The sequence below is a fragment of the Parvibaculum sp. genome (assembly GCF_046297875.1).
GTDB lineage: Bacteria > Pseudomonadota > Alphaproteobacteria > Parvibaculales > Parvibaculaceae > Parvibaculum.
This window is the reverse complement of the sequence record NZ_JBKBHD010000001.1, coordinates 244,504-262,482: the sequence shown is the minus strand read 5'-3', so window position 1 is coordinate 262,482 and position 17,979 is coordinate 244,504. Positions and strand designations below refer to the sequence as shown.

Here is a 17,979-nt window from a genome sequence, read left to right as displayed (position 1 = left end):
GCATGGCGAGACTGGCCCGCAAAGGCGGCCCCGCCGGATGCAGCGCCGGCTTGGCGCTGCTCAGGCGGCGTTCTGATCCTCGGTGAAACCTTCCGACGTGATGCCCGAAACACGGCGCTTTCGTGCATTGTGGATCACTTCCCCCCGCTGATCCTGATCGTCGGGCCGTGACGTTGCCATGCGGATCACTTGCGCATAGCTGTCTTTGGTTTCCATCCGTCCGCCATAGCCATTGGCAATGAGGAAGCGCCTCGCCATCGGCAGGTTGTAGCAGGGCACCCACATCATCAGATGGTGCTCGACGTGATAATTGACCCAGTAGGGAGCGATCAGCGCCCGCTCGACCAGATTGGCGAGCGTCGTCCGCGCATGGCGGAACGGATCGTCATTGTCCGGCACCATGGCATGTTCCGCGATGTTGCGGATGCGCGTGATCGCCTGATGCCAGGTGAGGAACGGTGTGAGCCAGAGAATGAAATAGAGATACCAGTGTCCGCTTGCAGCAAGTACCGCAAAGACGGCGATCTGGGCGAGCGTCGCGCGGCCGAGCTTCTGCCAGTAGTGCGAGAGGCGTTGAGCGAGCGGCCAGTCTGCGGGCCCAAGCGCATTGAGGATCTGCGCCTTCCGCTGCTGGTATCCGGTCTGGCCGGTAATGTCGCGGATCATCTTGCGCCGGAAGCTCTTGCGCGTGATCGGGAAGGGTGCCGAGAGAATGAGGTCGGGGTCTTCCTTTTGCTGCGTGTTCGCGTGGTGCTTCAGGTGATAGCGGCGATAGGCGCCGGTCTCCGCCATCATCGGATAGGCGCAGAACCACTGGCTCAGGAAATTGTTGAGCTTCTGGTTCTCGGTGAGAATGCCATGTGCGCCGTCATGCATCAGGATTGCGAGGCCAAGCTGCCGCGCCCCGATCACCATGACCGCAAGAACGAAAGTCAGCGGATTGGGGAAGGCGACGAAAACCGCCATCGCGCCGAAAATGACGGCCCAGGCATGAAAGACAAGCCAGGTGCCGCGCAGGTCCGAGCGCTTGCGCACATGGGCAATCTGTTCCGGGCTCAAGAGATCCTTTGCCAGAACTCTCATGCGACTGTTCTCCGTTCTCTGGTATTCACCGCACCTGCCGCAAGGGTGATGCCCACGCCAGCGAGGCAGAATTTGACGATTTGCTCGACCACGCGATCGGCGTTCCGGTCGAGCTCATGCGATTGCGGCGCCAGCGGCCCGATCAGCGCGGTGGGAATGGCGCCTGCAATGCAGGCCGCCGCGATCTTCACGTCGATTTCGGGCAACTCACCATTCTCGATTCCATCTTCGAGGATGCGCGCGAATATGTCGGCATGAGTGCGGCGGAAGAAGGCGCGCTCCTCGGCCAGATTCACATCGACCGGCTCGGCCAGCAACGCATAGGCGAGGCGGCGGCCTCTGACTGCACGGCCGGCAAATGTGCGGAGGACTTCAACAAGCCGCTCGCTCGCCGGTTCATCGCTCAAGGCGATTTCCGCGAGCTTGCCCATCTCGCGCGAGGACACTTCGCGGAACACTTCGCGGCAGAGCGCTTCCTTGGATGAGAAATAGCGGTAGAGAGTGCCCGTCGCGACGCCTGCCTTGCGGGCGACTTCCGACATTTGCACCGCAGCAAAACCGCCCTCGGCCACGAGCCCGCGCGCGGCATCGAGAATACCGGCCCGCGTTTCCGCGAGCCGCGCCGCCACCTTGTCTGTCTGCCGGTAAGCCAAGCTATGAACCTCCGTTCACTCTCCAAGAAATGAACCATGGTTCAGGGATGGACGTCAAGCGGTGCGCAAATCCCGGAATCCGGCGCAAGACAAAGCCCCGGTTCCGTGTCTTCAAGAAGGGCACGGAAACCCGGGGCTTATGCCGATAGTCGAAGTTTAGTCGGCGGCGCGAAGAACCGGCACAAAATCGGCCTCGTCACGGGTCTTTGCCGCCTCGCAGCGGGCCGGTGCGGCCTTGGCCTGCTCGGCCTCATACCACTGCGCCTGACCCGTGAAGGTCTCGGCGGCGAGCGCCGCATAGTGGAGCCACTGTTTGACGAACTTGTTCATATTTTCCTCCTTACGGAGAATTGTTGCGATGCAACATGTCTAACACTGCATTCGCCGAATTCAACGTCTCGGCCCTGCGGCAAAACGACTTGCGAGGATGAGGCACGACTTCCGCCGATGCTTCGGGCATAAGGGGCAAAACTTGGCCCGCCCGCGACTGACATGAACGACCTCCCCGAAAACCAAACGACCACCGCCGCGTTATTCCGCCTGCGCGACTTCCGGCTCTACATCTCGGCGCGCTTCCTCGGCACGCTCGGCATGCTCATCATGTCGGTAGCGGTCGGCTGGCAGGTCTACGACATAACGGAAAGTGCGCTGGCGCTTGGCTATGTCGGCCTTGCACAGTTCCTGCCGATGCTGCTCTTGACGCTGCCAGCGGGGGACATTGCCGACCGCATCGACCGGCGGTTCATTGTCGCGGCAGCGGGGATTCTGGAAGCGGTGTCTGCCGGCTGGCTCATTCTCCTGACGATCACGCATTCGGGCGACGTCACCTGGTTCTATGCCGCACTGGCGCTGTTCGGTACCGCGCGGGCGATCATGGCGCCTGCCTCGCGCTCCTTCGTGCCGCTGCTTGTGCCGAAGGCGCAGCTCCCGCGCGCGATTGCGGTGAGTTCTTCCACTTTCCAGATGTCGGTGATCCTCGGACCGGCGATCGGCGGCTTCCTATATCTCTGGGGACCGGTCACTGTCTACGCGACGTGCTGTGCGCTTTTCCTCTGCGTGTCGGTTGCCTTCCTCGCCATCCGCACGCGAACGAAGGTGGAGCCGCAGGAACCGGGTGTCGGCGCCATGTCGCGCGCGATTGCCGGCATCCTCTATATGCGCCGTTCGCCCATCGTCCTCGGCGCGATCTCGCTTGATCTCTTCGCGGTGCTGCTCGGTGGCGCGGTTGCGCTGCTGCCGATTTATGCGCGCGACATTCTCGATGTCGGACCGACGGGGCTCGGCTTCATGCGCGCAGCGCCGGCCGTTGGCGCCATTGTGGTGAGCCTCATGCTTGTCTGGCGTCCGCTTGGCCGCCGCACAGGCCACATCATGTTCGCCTGTGTCGCGATCTTCGGGGCTGCCACCATTGTCTTCGGCCTGTCGGAAAATTTCATCCTCACGCTCATTGCGCTCACAATCATGGGCGCTTCCGACATGGTGAGTGTGAATATCCGCTCGACGCTGATCCCGCTTGCAACGCCGCAGCAGATGCTGGGCCGCGTTACGGCGGTGGAAATGCTTTTCATCGGTGCTTCGAACGAGCTTGGCGATTTCCGTGCCGGCGTCTCTGCGGCCCTTTTTGGCACCGTGCCGGCCGTGTTGATCGGCGGCGTCGGCACGCTTGGCGTTGTCGGGATCTGGATGTGGCTCTTCCCGGACCTGAGGAAAGTCGACAGGCTGTCGGATGTGAAACCCGTCGCTTGAACCGCGCCTATGCCACCTGGCCCGCGACAATCGCAACGAAAAGCAGCAGGCCGAAATCGCGGTTGGAGCGGAAGAGCCGGAGGCACCGCGCCGGGTCGTCGATGTCGAGCGTGACGATCTGCCAGACAAGAAGCGCCGCACCGACGGCAAGCACCGGATAGAAGAAGGGCCCGAGCCCTGCCGCCGCGCCTGCACCCGCAAAGGCGATGAGCGCAATGCCATAGAAGAACCAGAGCCACTTCTGGGTCGTCTCGCCGAATTTCAGCGCCGTCGATTTCACGCCGATCAGCGCATCGTCTTCCTTGTCCTGATGCGCATAGATCGTGTCATAGCCGATGGTCCAGGCGACGGCGCCGAGATAGAGCAGCAGCGGCGCTGCCGAAAGCGAGCCGTGCACGGCCGCCCAACCCAATAGCGCCCCCCAGTTGAAGGCAAGGCCGAGCACGAATTGCGGCCAATAGGTGATGCGCTTCATGAAGGGATAGATCGCAACGAGGATCAGCGACGAAAAGCCGAGAAGAATGGCGAAGCTGTTGAAGGAGAGCAGAACGCCCAGCCCGATCAGGCATTGCAGGACGAGGAAGGCAAGCGCGCCCCTGAGCGTCACCGCGCCGGAGGGCAGCGGGCGCGACCGCGTGCGCGCCACGGCAGCGTCGATATCTCGGTCGACGATGTCGTTCCATGTGCAGCCCGAGCCGCGCATGGCGACAGCGCCGATGAAAAAGAGGAGGAGAAGCACGAGCGAAGGCCAGCCCTCGCTTGCAAGCGCGACGGACCACCAGCAGGGCAGCAGCAGCAGCCACCAGCCGATCGGCCGGTCGAGCCGCGCAAGGCGCGCAAAAGGCCGCACCCAGGCTGGTGCGTGCGTGTCCACCCAGTTTTCGGGCTGCGCATCGGCCACGCGGGCCTGATCCTGCTTCATCTCGTTCATGGTGAAAGTTCTGCCCCCGATTCGCTTTCGATTCCAGCCCTGCTCAGGGCGCGATGGCGATGGGGGAGGCGGGCAAATCCCCTGCGATCAGGCCGGGGAGGTGCTGCACGAGCGAAGCCGGGAAGATCATCTCGGACGTTGCCTGCAGCTCGTCAAGGCGCCACCAGCGCATCTCATGGATGACATGCCACTCGAGTTCGGTCCACCCGTCCCGGTTGAGGGTGGTTGTATCGGTGTGGGCCAGGATGAAAGTCTCCTGCATCAGCCGATTCTTGCCATGGACGCAAAGTACATGCTCGGTGGTCCAGACGGGAGGCCCGAGCCGGACATCCGTCAGACCGGTTTCCTCCAGAATCTCGCGCCTTGCCGTTGTGGCAATATCCTCTCCCGGCTCGCATTCACCGCCTATCGTCACCCAATAGGCATGCGGGAGCACCCGCCCCGACGCATCGGAGACATTCGGATCGTGCATCCGGATGAGGAGGAGCCGATCCGCCGGATCGAGCAGTAGGACGCGGACGGTCTTGCGAGGGTGCATGGGGCGCTCGAATGGCTGTATGGGACCGGAAAAGAATGGATACTCCGCCCATGAAGAATCGCGAAGATGAAGATGGCCTGGATGGGAACGCGCGCTGCGCAAGCGGCAAGGCGCGCCTATATGTGGTGGAGAGCCTTGGCGCCGGGGCGAGCCTGACGCTCGACAAGGACCAGTCGCATTATCTTGTGAATGTGCTGCGCATGGGCGAGGGCGAGCGCGTGTTGCTGTTCAACGGGCGCGACGGCGAATGGGCGGCGCGGATTGCCGAAGCCCACAAGAAGAATTGCGTCCTGGAGCTGGAAGGCCGGGCGCGGGCGCAGGAGCCGCTGCCCGATATATGGCTCCTCTTCGCGCCGGTGAAGCGCGCCCGCCTCGACTTCATCGCCCAGAAGGCGACGGAGATGGGCGCCGCCGTAATCCAGCCTGTCATAACGGAACGGACCGTGGTCACGCGGCTGAAAGATGAGCGGCTGCAGGCCAATGCCGTGGAAGCGGCGGAGCAATGCGGCCTCGTCGCCGTACCGGAAGTGCGCGAGTCCGAAAAGCTTTCGAACATCCTGGCGAAATGGAACGAGACGGCGCCGGGCCGGCTCATTCTATTTTGCGACGAGAACGAAGGCCCCGGCGCCACGCGCGCGACGCTGGAGCGGCTCGCAGCCGAAGGCAAGAGAGGCGCCCCGCTTGCCGTGCTTATCGGACCGGAGGGCGGCTTCTCACCTGCCGAACGCGACATGCTCCGCAAGCGGAGCGATACGCTCTCGATCTCCCTTGGTCCCCGCATCATGCGTGCCGATACGGCTGCCATCGCCGCGCTGGCGGCGGTGGGGCTGGTGCTGGGGGACTGGTGAGGGGGCGAGGCGGCCCCGCGCAGATGGCACCCTCGAACAATTCTCAATTGCATTGGGCCTGTTCCGGTGGCCAGTTCCGCTGTTACTTTTTGAACTGAGATTGGCGCTTGCCATGAGGCATGGGCGCTCCTACATCTGGGCGATGCCGGAGCCTTCAGTGACCGGCGCGTAAGAGGACCGTCGTCGGGCAGGTGGCTGGCCCCGCGAGCAACAAGGTCCGCGGAGGAAAGGGGCTCGCATGAGCATTCTCGTTGCCGGGCCCGAGCCCATCACCGACCGTCGCGATCTCGTGGCTGCGCTGGAGCGCGGCAACAAGCCGAAAAGCGACTGGCGTATCGGCACCGAGCACGAGAAGTTCCCGTTCTGCACGAAGAACCTGACGCCCATCCCCTATGGCGGCGATCATGGCATCCGCGCCATGCTGGAAGGGCTGCAACGCTTCGGCTGGCGTCCTGTCCTCGAAGGCGAAACGCTGATCGGCCTCGAAAGCGACAAGAGCGGGAACATCTCGCTGGAGCCCGGCGGCCAGTTCGAACTTTCGGGCGCGCCGCTCGAAACGCTGCACCAGACCTGCGCCGAGCTGCACGACCATCTGGCGCAGGTGAAGGAAGTGGGCGCCGAACACGGCATCGGCTTTCTCGGCCTCGGCTTCACGCCGAACTGGCGGCGCGACGAAATCCCCGTCATGCCCAAGGGCCGCTACAAGATCATGACGGAATACATGAAGAAGGTCGGGACGATGGGTCTCGACATGATGTACCGCTCATGCACGGTGCAGGTGAACCTCGATTTTTCGTCCGAAGCGGACATGGTGAAGAAGCTGCGCGTAGGCATCGCGCTGCAGCCGGTCGCGACTGCGATCTTTGCGAACTCTCCGTTCACGGAGGGAAAGCCGAACGGCTATCTCTCCTACCGTTCCCATGTCTGGACCGATACGGACAACCAGCGCGCGGGTATGGTGCCTTTCGTCTTCGAGGATGGCTTCAGCTTCGAACGCTGGGTCGATTATGCGCTCGATGTGCCGATGTATTTCGTTTATCGCGACGGCAGATATATCGATGCGACGGGCCAGAGCTTCCGCGACTTCCTTGAAGGCCGCCTCCCGGCGCTGCCCGGCGAGGTGCCGACACGGGGCGACTGGAACAATCACCTGACGACGATTTTCCCGGAAGCGCGAATCAAGAATTATATGGAAATGCGCGGCGCAGACGGCGGCCCTTGGGCGCGTATCTGCGCGCTGCCGGCTTTCTGGGTGGGGCTGCTCTACGATCAGTCCTCGCTCGATGCGGCGTGGGATCTCGTGAAGGACTGGACGGCGGAAGAGCGGCAGGCGCTGCGCGACAAGGTGGCGAAGCACGGGCTCCACACACCGTTCCGGGGCTGCACGATGCTTGATGTGGCGCGCAAGGCCGTGGCGATTTCCCGCGCCGGGCTCGATGCGCGCGCGAATGGCGACGGCGTCGGCGCAAGCGAGGCAATCCATCTCCGCGCCGTGGAAGAGATCGTCGAGAAGGGCAAGTCGCCCGCCGAAGAGATGCTCGACCTCTATCACGGTCGCTGGGGCGGCTCGGTCGATCCGGTGTTCAAGGAATACGCGTTCTGAGGTCATTCAAAACTGCCAACAACAGGATGTCATGCCCGGGCTTGACCCGGGCATCCAGGGCGGCAAGTGAAGCTGCAACCACTTTTTTTTTTAAGTTGGACGCCGCCAGTGGCGGCTTCTGGACCCCCGGGGGTAACATGATTGGAGAGGGAGCTTGCCAATGTTCAGTCACGTCACCATCGGTGCGGATGAGCCGGAAAAGTTGGAAGCCTTCTATGACACGGTGCTGGCGACGCTCGGCATCGTCCCCTTCTTCAAGCTGCCGGGCACTTTGAGCTACGGTACGGCGGCGGGCCCCAAGGTCTTCGTGCTGAAGCCCTTCAACGGCGAGGCGCATGTTCCGGGCAATGGCGGCCATGTCGCCTTTCTCGCGCCCGACCGTGCGTCGGTGGATGCCTTCCATGCCAGGGCGCTGGAACTTGGCGGCACAAGCGAAGGCGCACCGGGGCTCCGCCCGCACTACCATCCGAATTATTACGGCGCCTATGTGCGCGATCCCGCAGGCAACAAGCTGCAGGCGGTCTGCCACAGCAAGAAGGGGTGAGGCGCATCCTCGTCATAGGCTGCTCGGGCGGCGGCAAGTCGACACTTGCGCGAAAGCTCGGCGAGAAACTTTCCCTGCCCGTGGTGCATCTGGACGTCTTGTTCTGGAAGCCGGGCTGGGTCGAAAGCAGTTACGAGGAGTTCCGGCCGAAGATCGCTGCAGCCGTGGCGGAAGACCGCTGGATCATCGACGGCAATTTCAGCCGTACCTTCGACATTCGCCTGCCGCGCGCGGACACGGTGATCTGGGTGGATCAGCCGCGCCGTGTCTGCCTGTGGCGTGCCTTCCGCCGGACGCTGATGCAATTCGGCAGAAACCGTGCCGACCTCGCGCCGGGCTGCCCGGAGAAATTCGATCCGGGCTTCTACCGATTCATCTGGCACTTCAAACGTACGCATGACGCGACGATGGAAGAGACGCTGGCCAGCGACGCCGCCCATGCACAAGTGTTCCGCCTGCGGAGCGATGCGGAGATTACGAATTTTCTTGATGCGCTCTAGGCCGCCCGCGCCGTGCCGCCCACGGTAAGCCCCTTCACAAGCAGCGTCGGCTGGCCGACGCCGACGGGGACGCCCTGTCCTGCCTTGCCGCATGTACCGATGCCGGGATCGAGCGCCATGTCGTTGCCGATCATGGTGACGCGGGTGAGAACGTCCGGCCCGTTGCCGATCAGCGTTGCGCCTTTGACGGGCCGCGTCACGCGGCCATCCTCGATCATATAGGCTTCGGTGCAGGTAAAGACGAACTTGCCCGACGTGATGTCCACCTGCCCGCCGCCGAACGAAACGGCATAAAGGCCCTTTTTCACTGAGGCCAGAATTTCGCCGGGCTCGTGATTGCCAGAGAGCATGTAGGTGTTGGTCATGCGCGGCATGGGCTGATGTGCGTAGGATTCGCGCCGTCCGTTGCCTGTCGGCGCCATGCCCATGAGGCGGGCATTGAGCCGGTCCTGCATATAGCCCTTAAGAATACCGTCCTCGATCAGCACGGTCCGCGATGTCGGCGTGCCTTCATCGTCGATGGTGAGCGACCCGCGGCGGTCGGCCAGCGTGCCGTCATCGACGACCGTGATGCCGGGCGCGGCGACGCGCTCACCCATCAGCCCTGCAAAGGCCGAGGTCTTCTTGCGGTTGAAATCGCCTTCGAGCCCGTGGCCGATCGCTTCGTGGAGCAGGATGCCGGGCCAGCCGGGCCCGAGCACCACATCCATTTCACCGGCAGGCGCCGGCACGCTTTCAAGGTTCACCAGCGCCTGGCGCAGCGCCTCGTCCACCTGTCCCTGCCAGCGCGCGGGATCGATGAAAACGTCATAGCCCATGCGGCCGCCGACGCCGAAGGAGCCCGTTTCCTGACGGTCGCCTTCGCCCGCCACGATGGCGACGTTGAGGCGCACCAGCGGGCGGATGTCCCGGAGCGATGTGCCGTCGGCGCGGATGATCTCGACCGCCTGCCACTCGCCCGCAAGCGAGGCGGAAACCTGCTGCACGCGCTTGTCCTTCGCGCGGGCATAGGCGTCGATCTCGGCGAGAAGCTTCACCTTCTCCTCGAAGCTCTGTGCGCCCAGCGGATTTTCATCCGAATAGAGATGCGTATTGGTGCGGGCGGGCGCCTCCGCGGCAACGCCGGTGTGACCCGTCTTCACCGCCTGCACGGCATCGCTGGCCCGCTTCAGCGCCGCTTTGGAAAATTCAGACGCATGGGCATATCCGGTCGCCTCGCCAGCGACGCAGCGAAGCCCGAAACCCTGATTGGTGTCGAAGCTCGCGGTCTTCAGGCGGCCATCGTCGAAGCCGAGGGCTTCCGACTGGCGGAACTCCATGAAGATCTCGCCATCATCGGCGCCTTTGAGCGTATCGCCGACAAGCGAGGAGACGCGGGCACGGTCGAGCCCGGTGCGGCTGAAGAAAAGATCGTCGGAGGAAGCGGTCATTATCGGTCCATCTGAGAGAAGCGTCAGCGCGCGAGCCATTCCTCGACCGGCACGAGCCTTCGCGGCAGGCTGGAAAGGTCGCAGGGCACGATATGCGGCGAGCAGCTGTAAAGCGGGTACTGCGTCACCTTGAGCGAGGCAAGGTCGACCAGAAACACACCGTTGATCCGGCCGAACCAGTCGTCCCATTCAACAAAGCGCCAGTTTTCCCAGCCGGGCGGGGGCGGGGCGATGACATCGCCGACAAGGTCGGGATGGGCGGCGCAGAAGCCGACCACGCAGCGGCCGGGATCGCGCGGATCGAGCCAGGGGGCCGCCTCGGACAAGAGCTCGGGTGCCGCGCCGCCATTTTGCGGCAGCAGCAGTCCCGCCGAGATCCGGCGGCCAAGATGGAAATGGATCAGCGCCTCGTCGCGCATGGCTAAACGATTCTCCCAGCGAAATATCCAACCGTAATTCTAGGACTTTTCGGCCCCGTATAAAGGCCGGAACCCGAATTTCACCGGCCGGGGCAGTTCCAGGGCGGGATTCGCCCGGTTGTTGTGGCAAAACGTCGCAAAACCGGGCCGCGCCTGTGGTTTGATGCCGCGCGTCGACTATACTCCTCGCCACGAGTCGCCTTCCCGCAGGATGGCAGGAAAACCGTCGCCCGGGGAAAAGAATAAGCAAGCCCGCGTCGGAACTTGCGGGCAGCGGCGCTTTATGGTTTCTGACGGCCAAATCCCGCCGCCTGCCTTTCGGGGCCGTGCGCGGATCTGGGTCCGGACGTTGATTTGACTAGCTGGGGACAAGCATGCGGTTTCTGAACGGAATTGGCCTTTACGCCGTCGCATTCATGGCGACGCTTTTCAGTGGCGCCGTGGCGCATGCGGAACCGGTCGAGCGCGGCATCGGGCTCCAGGCGCCGGTGACGGAAGTAGCGCGCGACATCATCGCCTTCCACAATCTCCTGCTCTGGATCATCACCGCGATCGTGCTCTTCGTGCTGGCGCTGCTCATCATCGTCATGGTGCGCTTCAACGCCAGGGCGAACCCGGTGCCGTCCAAGACGACACACAACACGCTTATCGAGATTGCCTGGACGGTCATCCCCGTCATCATTCTCGTTATCATCGCGATCCCCTCTTTCCGCCTGCTCTACAAGCAGGTCGTCGTGCCCGAGGCGGAGCTGACTGTGAAGGCGATCGGCTACCAGTGGTACTGGGGCTACGAATATCCCGATCACGGCGACATTTCGATCATCTCGAACATGATCGAGGATGCAGACCTTCAGCCCGGCCAGCCGCGCCTTCTCGCGGCCGACGAAGCAATGGTCGTTCCCGTCGACACCACGGTCCGCGTGATCGTGACGGCCGCCGACGTTATCCACGCCTTCGCGGTGCCGCCCTTCGGCGTCAAGATCGACGCCATTCCGGGCCGCCTGAACGAAACCTGGTTCCGCGCCGAGAAGACCGGCGTGTATTACGGCCAGTGCTCGGAACTCTGCGGCACACGTCACGCCTTCATGCCGATCAACGTGCTCGTCGTGACGAAGGAAGAATTCGAGGAATGGACGCAGCAGCAGCAGGCTGCCGTCTCCAACGATAATGTGAAGGTCGCCGAGATCGCCGGGACGGAACTGCGCTGAGGCGCTGTCTTCCACCTGCGATAGTGAAGCAAGAACGAAGGGTTTAGAGAGATGGCAGGTCAAGCTGCAGGGGCGCACGCCGATCACGCCGACCACCCCACGGGCTGGAAGCGGTACGTCTATTCGACGAACCACAAGGACATCGGCACGATGTATCTGATCTTCGCGATCATCGCGGGGGTCATCGGTGCCGGCATGTCGGTCGTCATGCGCATGGAGCTTCAGCTCCCGGGCGATCAGGTTCTCGGCGGCGACTACAACCTCTTCAATATGCTGGTGACGGCGCACGGCCTCATCATGATCTTCTTCATGGTGATGCCCGCGATGATCGGCGGCTTCGGCAACTGGTTCGTGCCGCTGATGATCGGCGCGCCGGACATGGCCTTTCCGCGCATGAACAACATCTCGTTCTGGCTGCTGCCTCCGGCGCTCGGCCTGCTCGTGATCTCGATGTTTGTTCCCGGCGTTCCCGGCGGCCACGGCGTCGCCGGCGGCTGGACGATCTACGCGCCGCTCTCGACGACCGGCACCCCCGGCCCGGCGATGGACTTCGCGATCCTCTCGCTCCATATCGCCGGCGCCTCGTCGATCCTCGGCGCGATCAACTTCATCACGACGATCTTCAACATGCGCGCACCGGGCATGACGCTGCACAAGATGCCGCTCTTCGTCTGGTCGATTCTCGTGACGGTGTTCCTGCTGCTGCTCTCGCTCCCGGTTCTCGCCGGCGCGATCACCATGCTGCTTACCGACCGCAACTTCGGCACCACCTTCTTCTCGCCTGAAGGCGGCGGCGACCCGATCCTGTTCCAGCATCTGTTCTGGTTCTTCGGTCACCCGGAAGTGTACATCCTGATCCTGCCCGGCTTCGGCATGATCTCGCACATCATCTCGACCTTCTCGAAGAAGCCGGTCTTCGGCTATCTCGGCATGGCCTACGCCATGGTCGCGATCGGCGTTGTCGGCTTCATCGTGTGGGCGCACCACATGTACACGGTCGGCATGTCCGTCAACACGCAGGCCTATTTCGTTGCGGCCACCATGGTCATCGCGGTTCCGACGGGCGTCAAGATCTTCTCCTGGATTGCCACCATGTGGGGCGGCTCCATCGAGTTCAAGACGCCGATGGTCTGGGCGATCGGCTTCATCTTCCTGTTCACGGTCGGCGGCGTGACGGGCGTCGTGCTCGCCAATGCCGGTGTCGACCGCGCGCTCCACGACACCTATTACGTGGTGGCTCACTTCCACTACGTGCTGTCGCTCGGCGCCGTCTTCGCGATCTTCGCGGGCTGGTACTACTGGTTCCCGAAGATGTTCGGCTATATGTACTCCGAGTTCATTGGCAAGCTGCACTTCTGGGTCACGTTCATTGGCGTGAACATGATCTTCTTCCCGCAGCACTTCCTCGGCCTGCAGGGCATGCCGCGCCGCTATGCGGACTACCCGGACGCCTATGCCTACTGGAACTACATCTCGTCGATCGGTTCCTACATCTCGGCCTTCGGCGTGCTGATCTTCCTGGCGGGCGTCGCACACGCCTTCATGAAGAAGGAAAAGGCCGCGAACAATCCCTGGGGCGAAGGCGCAACCACGCTCGAGTGGACGCTCTCCTCGCCGCCGCCGTTCCACCAGTTCTCGGAACTGCCGCGGATCAAGTGACAAGCCGCTCCGGCCGGGTCATTCCCGGCCGGAGCCTCTTTCAAGACCAGTGCGCGCGTAGAAGGTTCAAAGCGAAGTCATGTCGGATACGGCCTACAGCAACGATCGTGCGGATGTCCTGCGCCAGGGCGGCGAAGGCAGCGCGAGCGATTTCTTCGAGCTGCTGAAGCCGCGCGTCATGTCGCTGGTGATCTTCACCGCGCTTGTCGGCATTGCGCTGGCGCCGGGCGGCATTCACCCGGTGATCGGCTTCACGGCGTTGCTCTGTATTGCGGTCGGCGCGGGTGCGTCCGGCGCGCTCAACATGTGGTATGACGCCGATATCGACGCGAAGATGGTGCGCACGGCGAACCGGCCGATCCCGTCAGGCCGCGTGGCGCCGCAGGAAGCCGCCGTCTTCGGTTCCGTCCTCTCCGTTTTCTCCGTGATGACGATGGGCGTTCTGGTGAACTGGGTGGCGGCTGTGCTCCTTGCCTTCACCATCTTTTTCTATGTCGCCATCTACACCATGTGGCTGAAGCGCCGCACACCGCAGAACATCGTGATTGGCGGCGCCGCCGGTGCATTCCCGCCCGTGATTGGCTGGGCCGCCGTGACGGGCTCGGTATCGCTCGAAAGTATCGTCCTCTTCGCGATCATATTCATGTGGACGCCGCCGCATTTCTGGGCGCTCGCTCTTTTCCGGTCCGGCGACTATGAAAAGGTCGGCGTGCCCATGATGCCGGTGGTGGCCGGCGAACGCAAAACGCGTCGCCAGATCATGATCTATTCGGCGCTGCTCGTGCCGGTCACGCTGCTGCCGGGCCTGATGGGCTTTGCCGGTGCGCTTTATACCGCGGCGACGGCGGGTCTGGGCGCGGTCTTCCTCGCCTTCGCCATCCGCGTCTGGCGCACGGCGCCGGGCGCCGCGCAGGACAAGGCCGCAAAGGGCCTCTTCGCCTATTCCATTCTCTATCTCTTCCTCGTTTTCTCGCTGCTCCTCGTCGAGCGGCTGATCGGAATGTGAGGGCGGGATGCAAGACGACGATCTCGGACGCCACAAGATCGAGGCGCCCATCTGGACCGAAGAACTGATCGAGCGCCGCCGCCAGCGCAACCGCGCAATCGCGTGGACGCTGGTTGCGTTTATCGTTCTGTTCTTCGTTGTGACGATTGTGAAACTTGGAGGCAATGTCGCGAACCGGCCGTTCTGAAACCGGGCGCGAATTGGCTCAAAAGGGATTTGATTGGTGGCGCGGCCCCGGGGCAGCGCACTGAAGCGGAGAAGAGGGGACATGGCTGACGCCCACGCCAAACATCACGACTACCACCTCGTAGACCCGAGCCCTTGGCCGTTCGTCGGCTCGGTCGGCGCATTCATCCTGGCCATCGGCGCCGTGCAGTGGATGCATGGCTCGTCGTCATGGATCATGCTGCTCGGCTTCGCGATCGTGTTCTACACCATGTTCGGCTGGTGGCGGGATGTGATCCGCGAGGGCCGCAAGGGCGATCACACACCGGTCGTGCAGCTTCACCTGCGCTACGGCATGATCCTGTTCATCGCTTCCGAAGTGATGTTCTTCGCCGCCTGGTTCTGGGCCTTCTTCGATGCGAGCCTCTTCCCCGATGAAGTGCATCAGGTTGCACGCGCCGAGTTCACCGGCGGCAAGTGGCCGCCGGAAGGTGTGGAGGTCTTTGACCCCTGGCACCTGCCGCTCATCAATACGCTGATCCTGCTGACCTCAGGCACCACGGTGACATGGGCGCATCACGCGCTGCTGCATAACGACCGCAAGGGCCTCGTGCAGGGCCTTGCGTGGACCGTTGCGCTCGGCCTTGTCTTCACCGGCGTGCAGGCCTATGAATATGCGCATGCGGCCTTCTCCTTCGGCGGCAGCATCTATGGCGCGACCTTCTTCATGGCGACCGGCTTCCACGGTTTCCACGTGATCGTCGGCACGATCTTCCTGATTGTCTGCCTGTTGCGCGCGATGAAGGGCGACTTCACGCCGAAGGCTCACTTCGGTTTCGAGGCGGCTGCCTGGTACTGGCACTTCGTCGACGTGGTGTGGATCTTCCTGTTCTTCGCCATCTATGTGTGGGGCGGCCACGGCGCGCCGATCGCACCGCACTGAGGACAGCCGTCTGCAAAAGACGCAATATGGGGCGGGCCGCTGCAAGCGGTCCGCCCTTGTGATTTCAGGAGCATGCAGATGACGCAAGTGCGGCCCATGCCGTCTTCGCTCGAAGTAGGACTTCGCGGCTGCTGCCCGCGCTGCGGCGAAGGAAAGCTGTTCGGGAGCTTCATCGACCTCGCGCCGAAATGCGGGAACTGCGGTCTCGATTACAGCTTTGCCGATTCAGGCGATGGCCCGGCCGTGTTCATTATGATGATCGCGGGCTTTGTCATCGTCGGCCTCGTGCTCTGGGTGGAGTTCACCTGGTCGCCGCCCTACTGGGTTCACGCGCTGCTCTGGATTCCGCTGACGCTTGCGCTGACCATCGGCCTCATCCGCCCGCTCAAGGGCTGGCTTGTCGCGCAGCAATACCGGCACAAGGCAGCGGAGGGCAAACTCGAGCCATGAACAACCGCTTCTTCCGTCCGCTTTTCTGGCCGACGCTTTTCACGATTCTGGCCTTGCCGGTGCTGATCGGCCTGTCGTTGTGGCAGGTGGAGCGCCTCGAATGGAAAGAGGGCTTGCTGGCAAAGATCGCCGCGCGCATGGACGCGGAAGCGGTGCCACTGCCCGCGAGCGCAGACTGGGCGGATTACGACGCGCGGGAAGAGGAATATACGCGCGTTGTTGTCGAGGGCCGGTTTCTCTCCGTCGAGTTCCACTATTTCACGCAAGGTGAAAGGGGCGCGCCCGGCTATGCCGTGATCTCGCCGCTCGAACTTGCCGATGGCGCACTTGTCCTGGTCGATCGCGGCTTCGTACCCGTTGCCCTGAAAGAGGCGGCTTTGCGCGGTGGCGTACCGGAAGGCGAACTGAACTTCACCGGCATCATCCGCGCGCCATCCGAGCGCGGCATGTTCGACGGCGTGGACGACCCGGAAAAGAATGTCTGGATGGTGCGCGATCCGGCGATCATGGGGTCGGGGCTTGGCGAGGCGCGTATCGCGCCCTTTATCGTCGAAGCTGAGGCTGGCGCCTTCCCCGGCGAATGGCCGAAGGCCGGGCGCACACGCATCGACATCCCGAACAATCATCTCGACTATGCGCTGACATGGGGCGGTCTCGCCCTCGTGCTCATCGTGATCTATGTGCTTTATCACCGCGCCAACGGGCGCATCGGCAGACCGTCATGACGTCGCGCAATTCAACCGCCGCCTATGAGGCGCTGAAAGACCGGTTCGCCAGACTGTCCGCCCTTGGCGGCGCGCAGGCCGTGCTTCATTGGGATCGCGCCACCATGATGCCGGAAGGCGGTGCGGAAGCGCGCGCCGAACAGCAGGCGGTGCTCTCGCTGATCGCACATGAAACGCTGACCGCGCCCGAAACCGGCGAGCTTCTTTCGGGCGCAGCGGAAGCCGGCGACGGGCTCGCCGAATGGGACCGCGCGAACCTTCGCGAGATGCAACGCATCCACGCCCATGCGACAGCGACGCCGGCCGATCTCGTGACGCGGCTGTCGCGCCAGAAGTCGCAGACCGAGATGATCTGGCGGAAAGCGCGGGCGGCAAACGACTATGAGGGCCTTGCACCGGCACTCGACAAGCTCCTCGCGCTGACGTGCGAACAGGCGGCCGCCAAGGCCGATGCTCTGGGTCTCGATCCCTATGATGCGCTGCTCGACAGCTACGACCCCGGCCGCCGCGCCGCCGATATCGACCGGCTGTTTGCGGAGCTTGAGGGCTTCCTTCCTGGCCTGCTGCAGGAGGTGATGGCGCATCAGGCAAAGGGCGAACCGGCGCTTGTGCCCGAAGGCCCGTTCCCTATCTCGCTGCAGGAGAAGATTGGCCGCGACATCATGGACCGGATGGGCTTCGACTTCGCTCATGGCCGCCTCGATGTGAGCCATCATCCCTTTACCGGCGGCGTGCCGGACGATAGCCGCATCACCACGCGCTATGACGAGCGCGACTTCACCGAAAGCCTGATGGCGGTGATCCACGAGACCGGCCATTCCCTCTATGAGCGCGGTCTGCCGCGCGACTGGCGGGGCCAGCCCGTCGGCCGGGCGCGCGGCATGACGATCCATGAAAGCCAGTCGCTGCTTTACGAAATGCAGGCGGCGCGCACAGAAGCCTTCATAGCCTTTCTTGCGCCGCGCCTGAAGGCGGCCTTCGGCGGCGAGGGCCCGGCCTGGGCGCCGGACAATATTCTCCGACACTATCGCCGCGTGCGGCCGAGCCTCATTCGCGTGCAGGCGGACGAGGTGACCTATCCGCTGCATGTGATGCTGCGCTACCGGCTCGAGCGCGCGATGATCTCGGGCGATCTCGGCGCGGCGGACCTGCCCGCCGCGTGGAATGAGGGCATGGAGAAGCTGCTCGGCATCCGTCCGGCGGACGATGCGCAGGGCTGCATGCAGGATATTCACTGGCCGTCCGGTTCCTTCGGCTACTTCCCGACCTATACGCTCGGCGCGCTCGCCGCCGCGCAGCTCTTCGCTGCGGCGAAAGATGTGGAACCCGCGCTTGAAGAGGCGCTCGGCGAAGGCGATTTCGCGCCGCTGACGCGCTTCGTGCGTGAAAAGGTGCACGGTCAGGGCTCCCGCCTGACGCCCGATGGCATCATCGAGGAGGCCACCGGCCAGCCCCTCGGCACTGCCGCCTTCCGCCGCCATATCGAGGCCCGATACCTCGGTAAATAATTGAAAATGTTGGACTTATC

The 17,979-nt window shown here is 63.4% G+C and carries 20 protein-coding genes; 13 read left to right on the top strand and 7 right to left on the bottom strand.

Going from position 1 to position 17,979, the window contains the following annotated elements; all coding sequences use genetic code 11:
• Window positions 1-60: 60 nt before the first annotated feature.
• The 3 genes from ACK4FH_RS01345 to ACK4FH_RS01335 form a co-directional block, all read right to left on the bottom strand.
• Window positions 61-1,083, bottom strand: coding sequence for a fatty acid desaturase family protein (locus ACK4FH_RS01345; RefSeq protein WP_409810488.1), 1,023 nt, complete (start codon window positions 1,081-1,083; stop codon window positions 61-63).
• Window positions 1,080-1,736 carry a TetR/AcrR family transcriptional regulator gene (locus ACK4FH_RS01340; protein WP_409810486.1) on the bottom strand — a complete coding sequence of 219 codons (657 nt, stop codon included), beginning with the start codon at window positions 1,734-1,736 and terminating at the stop codon, window positions 1,080-1,082. Before ACK4FH_RS01340 ends, ACK4FH_RS01345 begins: the two co-directional genes overlap by 4 nt.
• A 156-nt stretch (window positions 1,737-1,892) precedes the next feature.
• Window positions 1,893-2,066 carry a hypothetical protein gene (locus tag ACK4FH_RS01335; protein WP_409810485.1) on the bottom strand — a complete coding sequence of 58 codons (174 nt, stop codon included), beginning with the start codon at window positions 2,064-2,066 and terminating at the stop codon, window positions 1,893-1,895.
• A 162-nt stretch (window positions 2,067-2,228) separates the two neighbouring features.
• Here ACK4FH_RS01335 and ACK4FH_RS01330 point away from each other — a divergent pair, with 162 nt between their 5' ends.
• Window positions 2,229-3,482, top strand: coding sequence for an MFS transporter (locus ACK4FH_RS01330; protein WP_409810483.1), 1,254 nt, complete (start codon window positions 2,229-2,231; stop codon window positions 3,480-3,482).
• A 7-nt stretch (window positions 3,483-3,489) separates the two neighbouring features.
• Here ACK4FH_RS01330 and ubiA read toward each other — a convergent pair whose 3' ends face one another.
• Entirely contained in the window at window positions 3,490-4,404 is a 915-nt protein-coding gene (ubiA, locus tag ACK4FH_RS01325; protein ID WP_409815099.1) for a 4-hydroxybenzoate octaprenyltransferase, read from the bottom strand.
• Between the two features lie 52 nt (window positions 4,405-4,456).
• Complete coding sequence (locus ACK4FH_RS01320; RefSeq protein WP_409810481.1) at window positions 4,457-4,951, bottom strand: NUDIX hydrolase; 495 nt, start codon at window positions 4,949-4,951, stop codon at window positions 4,457-4,459.
• Between the two features lie 50 nt (window positions 4,952-5,001).
• Between ACK4FH_RS01320 and ACK4FH_RS01315 the strand changes: the two genes are divergently transcribed.
• The 4 genes from ACK4FH_RS01315 to ACK4FH_RS01300 all read left to right on the top strand — a co-directional run bounded on the left by ACK4FH_RS01315 (window position 5,002) and on the right by ACK4FH_RS01300 (window position 8,446).
• On the top strand, window positions 5,002-5,799 hold the full coding sequence (locus ACK4FH_RS01315) for a 16S rRNA (uracil(1498)-N(3))-methyltransferase (protein WP_409810479.1): 798 nt from the start codon (window positions 5,002-5,004) through the stop codon (window positions 5,797-5,799).
• A 238-nt stretch (window positions 5,800-6,037) separates the two neighbouring features.
• On the top strand, window positions 6,038-7,402 hold the full coding sequence (locus ACK4FH_RS01310) for a glutamate--cysteine ligase (protein ID WP_409810477.1): 1,365 nt from the start codon (window positions 6,038-6,040) through the stop codon (window positions 7,400-7,402).
• A gap of 160 nt (window positions 7,403-7,562) precedes the next feature.
• Window positions 7,563-7,946: a VOC family protein gene (locus tag ACK4FH_RS01305; protein ID WP_409810475.1), complete on the top strand. Its 384-nt coding sequence runs from the start codon at window positions 7,563-7,565 to the stop codon at window positions 7,944-7,946.
• Complete coding sequence (locus tag ACK4FH_RS01300; RefSeq protein WP_409810473.1) at window positions 7,943-8,446, top strand: topology modulation protein; 504 nt, start codon at window positions 7,943-7,945, stop codon at window positions 8,444-8,446. The genes ACK4FH_RS01305 and ACK4FH_RS01300 overlap by 4 nt, the downstream gene beginning before the upstream one ends.
• Here ACK4FH_RS01300 and tldD read toward each other — a convergent pair.
• Both tldD and ACK4FH_RS01290 read right to left on the bottom strand, forming a co-directional pair.
• Window positions 8,443-9,876, bottom strand: coding sequence for a metalloprotease TldD (gene tldD, locus ACK4FH_RS01295; protein ID WP_409810471.1), 1,434 nt, complete (start codon window positions 9,874-9,876; stop codon window positions 8,443-8,445). The genes ACK4FH_RS01300 and tldD overlap by 4 nt on opposite strands.
• Window positions 9,877-9,899: 23 nt before the next feature.
• A complete protein-coding gene (locus ACK4FH_RS01290) occupies window positions 9,900-10,295 on the bottom strand; it encodes a hypothetical protein (RefSeq protein ID WP_409810469.1) in 396 nt (131 codons plus the stop codon).
• Window positions 10,296-10,669: 374 nt separating this feature from the next.
• Between ACK4FH_RS01290 and coxB the strand changes: the two genes are divergently transcribed.
• From coxB to ACK4FH_RS01250, 8 genes are all read left to right on the top strand, one after another.
• Window positions 10,670-11,503, top strand: coding sequence for a cytochrome c oxidase subunit II (gene coxB / locus ACK4FH_RS01285; protein WP_409810467.1), 834 nt, complete (start codon window positions 10,670-10,672; stop codon window positions 11,501-11,503).
• Between the two features lie 51 nt (window positions 11,504-11,554).
• Entirely contained in the window at window positions 11,555-13,162 is a 1,608-nt protein-coding gene (ctaD, locus tag ACK4FH_RS01280) for a cytochrome c oxidase subunit I (RefSeq protein ID WP_409810465.1), read from the top strand.
• Window positions 13,163-13,241: 79 nt separating this feature from the next.
• Window positions 13,242-14,168, top strand: coding sequence for a heme o synthase (locus ACK4FH_RS01275; RefSeq protein WP_409810463.1), 927 nt, complete (start codon window positions 13,242-13,244; stop codon window positions 14,166-14,168).
• Between the two features lie 7 nt (window positions 14,169-14,175).
• Complete coding sequence (locus ACK4FH_RS01270; protein WP_409810461.1) at window positions 14,176-14,355, top strand: hypothetical protein; 180 nt, start codon at window positions 14,176-14,178, stop codon at window positions 14,353-14,355.
• Between the two features lie 81 nt (window positions 14,356-14,436).
• Window positions 14,437-15,276: a cytochrome c oxidase subunit 3 gene (locus ACK4FH_RS01265; protein ID WP_409810459.1), complete on the top strand. Its 840-nt coding sequence runs from the start codon at window positions 14,437-14,439 to the stop codon at window positions 15,274-15,276.
• A gap of 78 nt (window positions 15,277-15,354) precedes the next feature.
• The gene (locus ACK4FH_RS01260; RefSeq protein WP_409810457.1) at window positions 15,355-15,726 is read left to right on the top strand and encodes a DUF983 domain-containing protein; all 372 of its coding nucleotides are present in this window, start codon (window positions 15,355-15,357) and stop codon (window positions 15,724-15,726) included.
• On the top strand, window positions 15,723-16,451 hold the full coding sequence (locus ACK4FH_RS01255) for an SURF1 family protein (RefSeq protein ID WP_409810455.1): 729 nt from the start codon (window positions 15,723-15,725) through the stop codon (window positions 16,449-16,451). Before ACK4FH_RS01260 ends, ACK4FH_RS01255 begins: the two co-directional genes overlap by 4 nt.
• Entirely contained in the window at window positions 16,448-17,959 is a 1,512-nt protein-coding gene (locus ACK4FH_RS01250) for a carboxypeptidase M32 (protein WP_409810453.1), read from the top strand. The genes ACK4FH_RS01255 and ACK4FH_RS01250 overlap by 4 nt, the downstream gene beginning before the upstream one ends.
• Window positions 17,960-17,979: the final 20 nt, after the last annotated feature.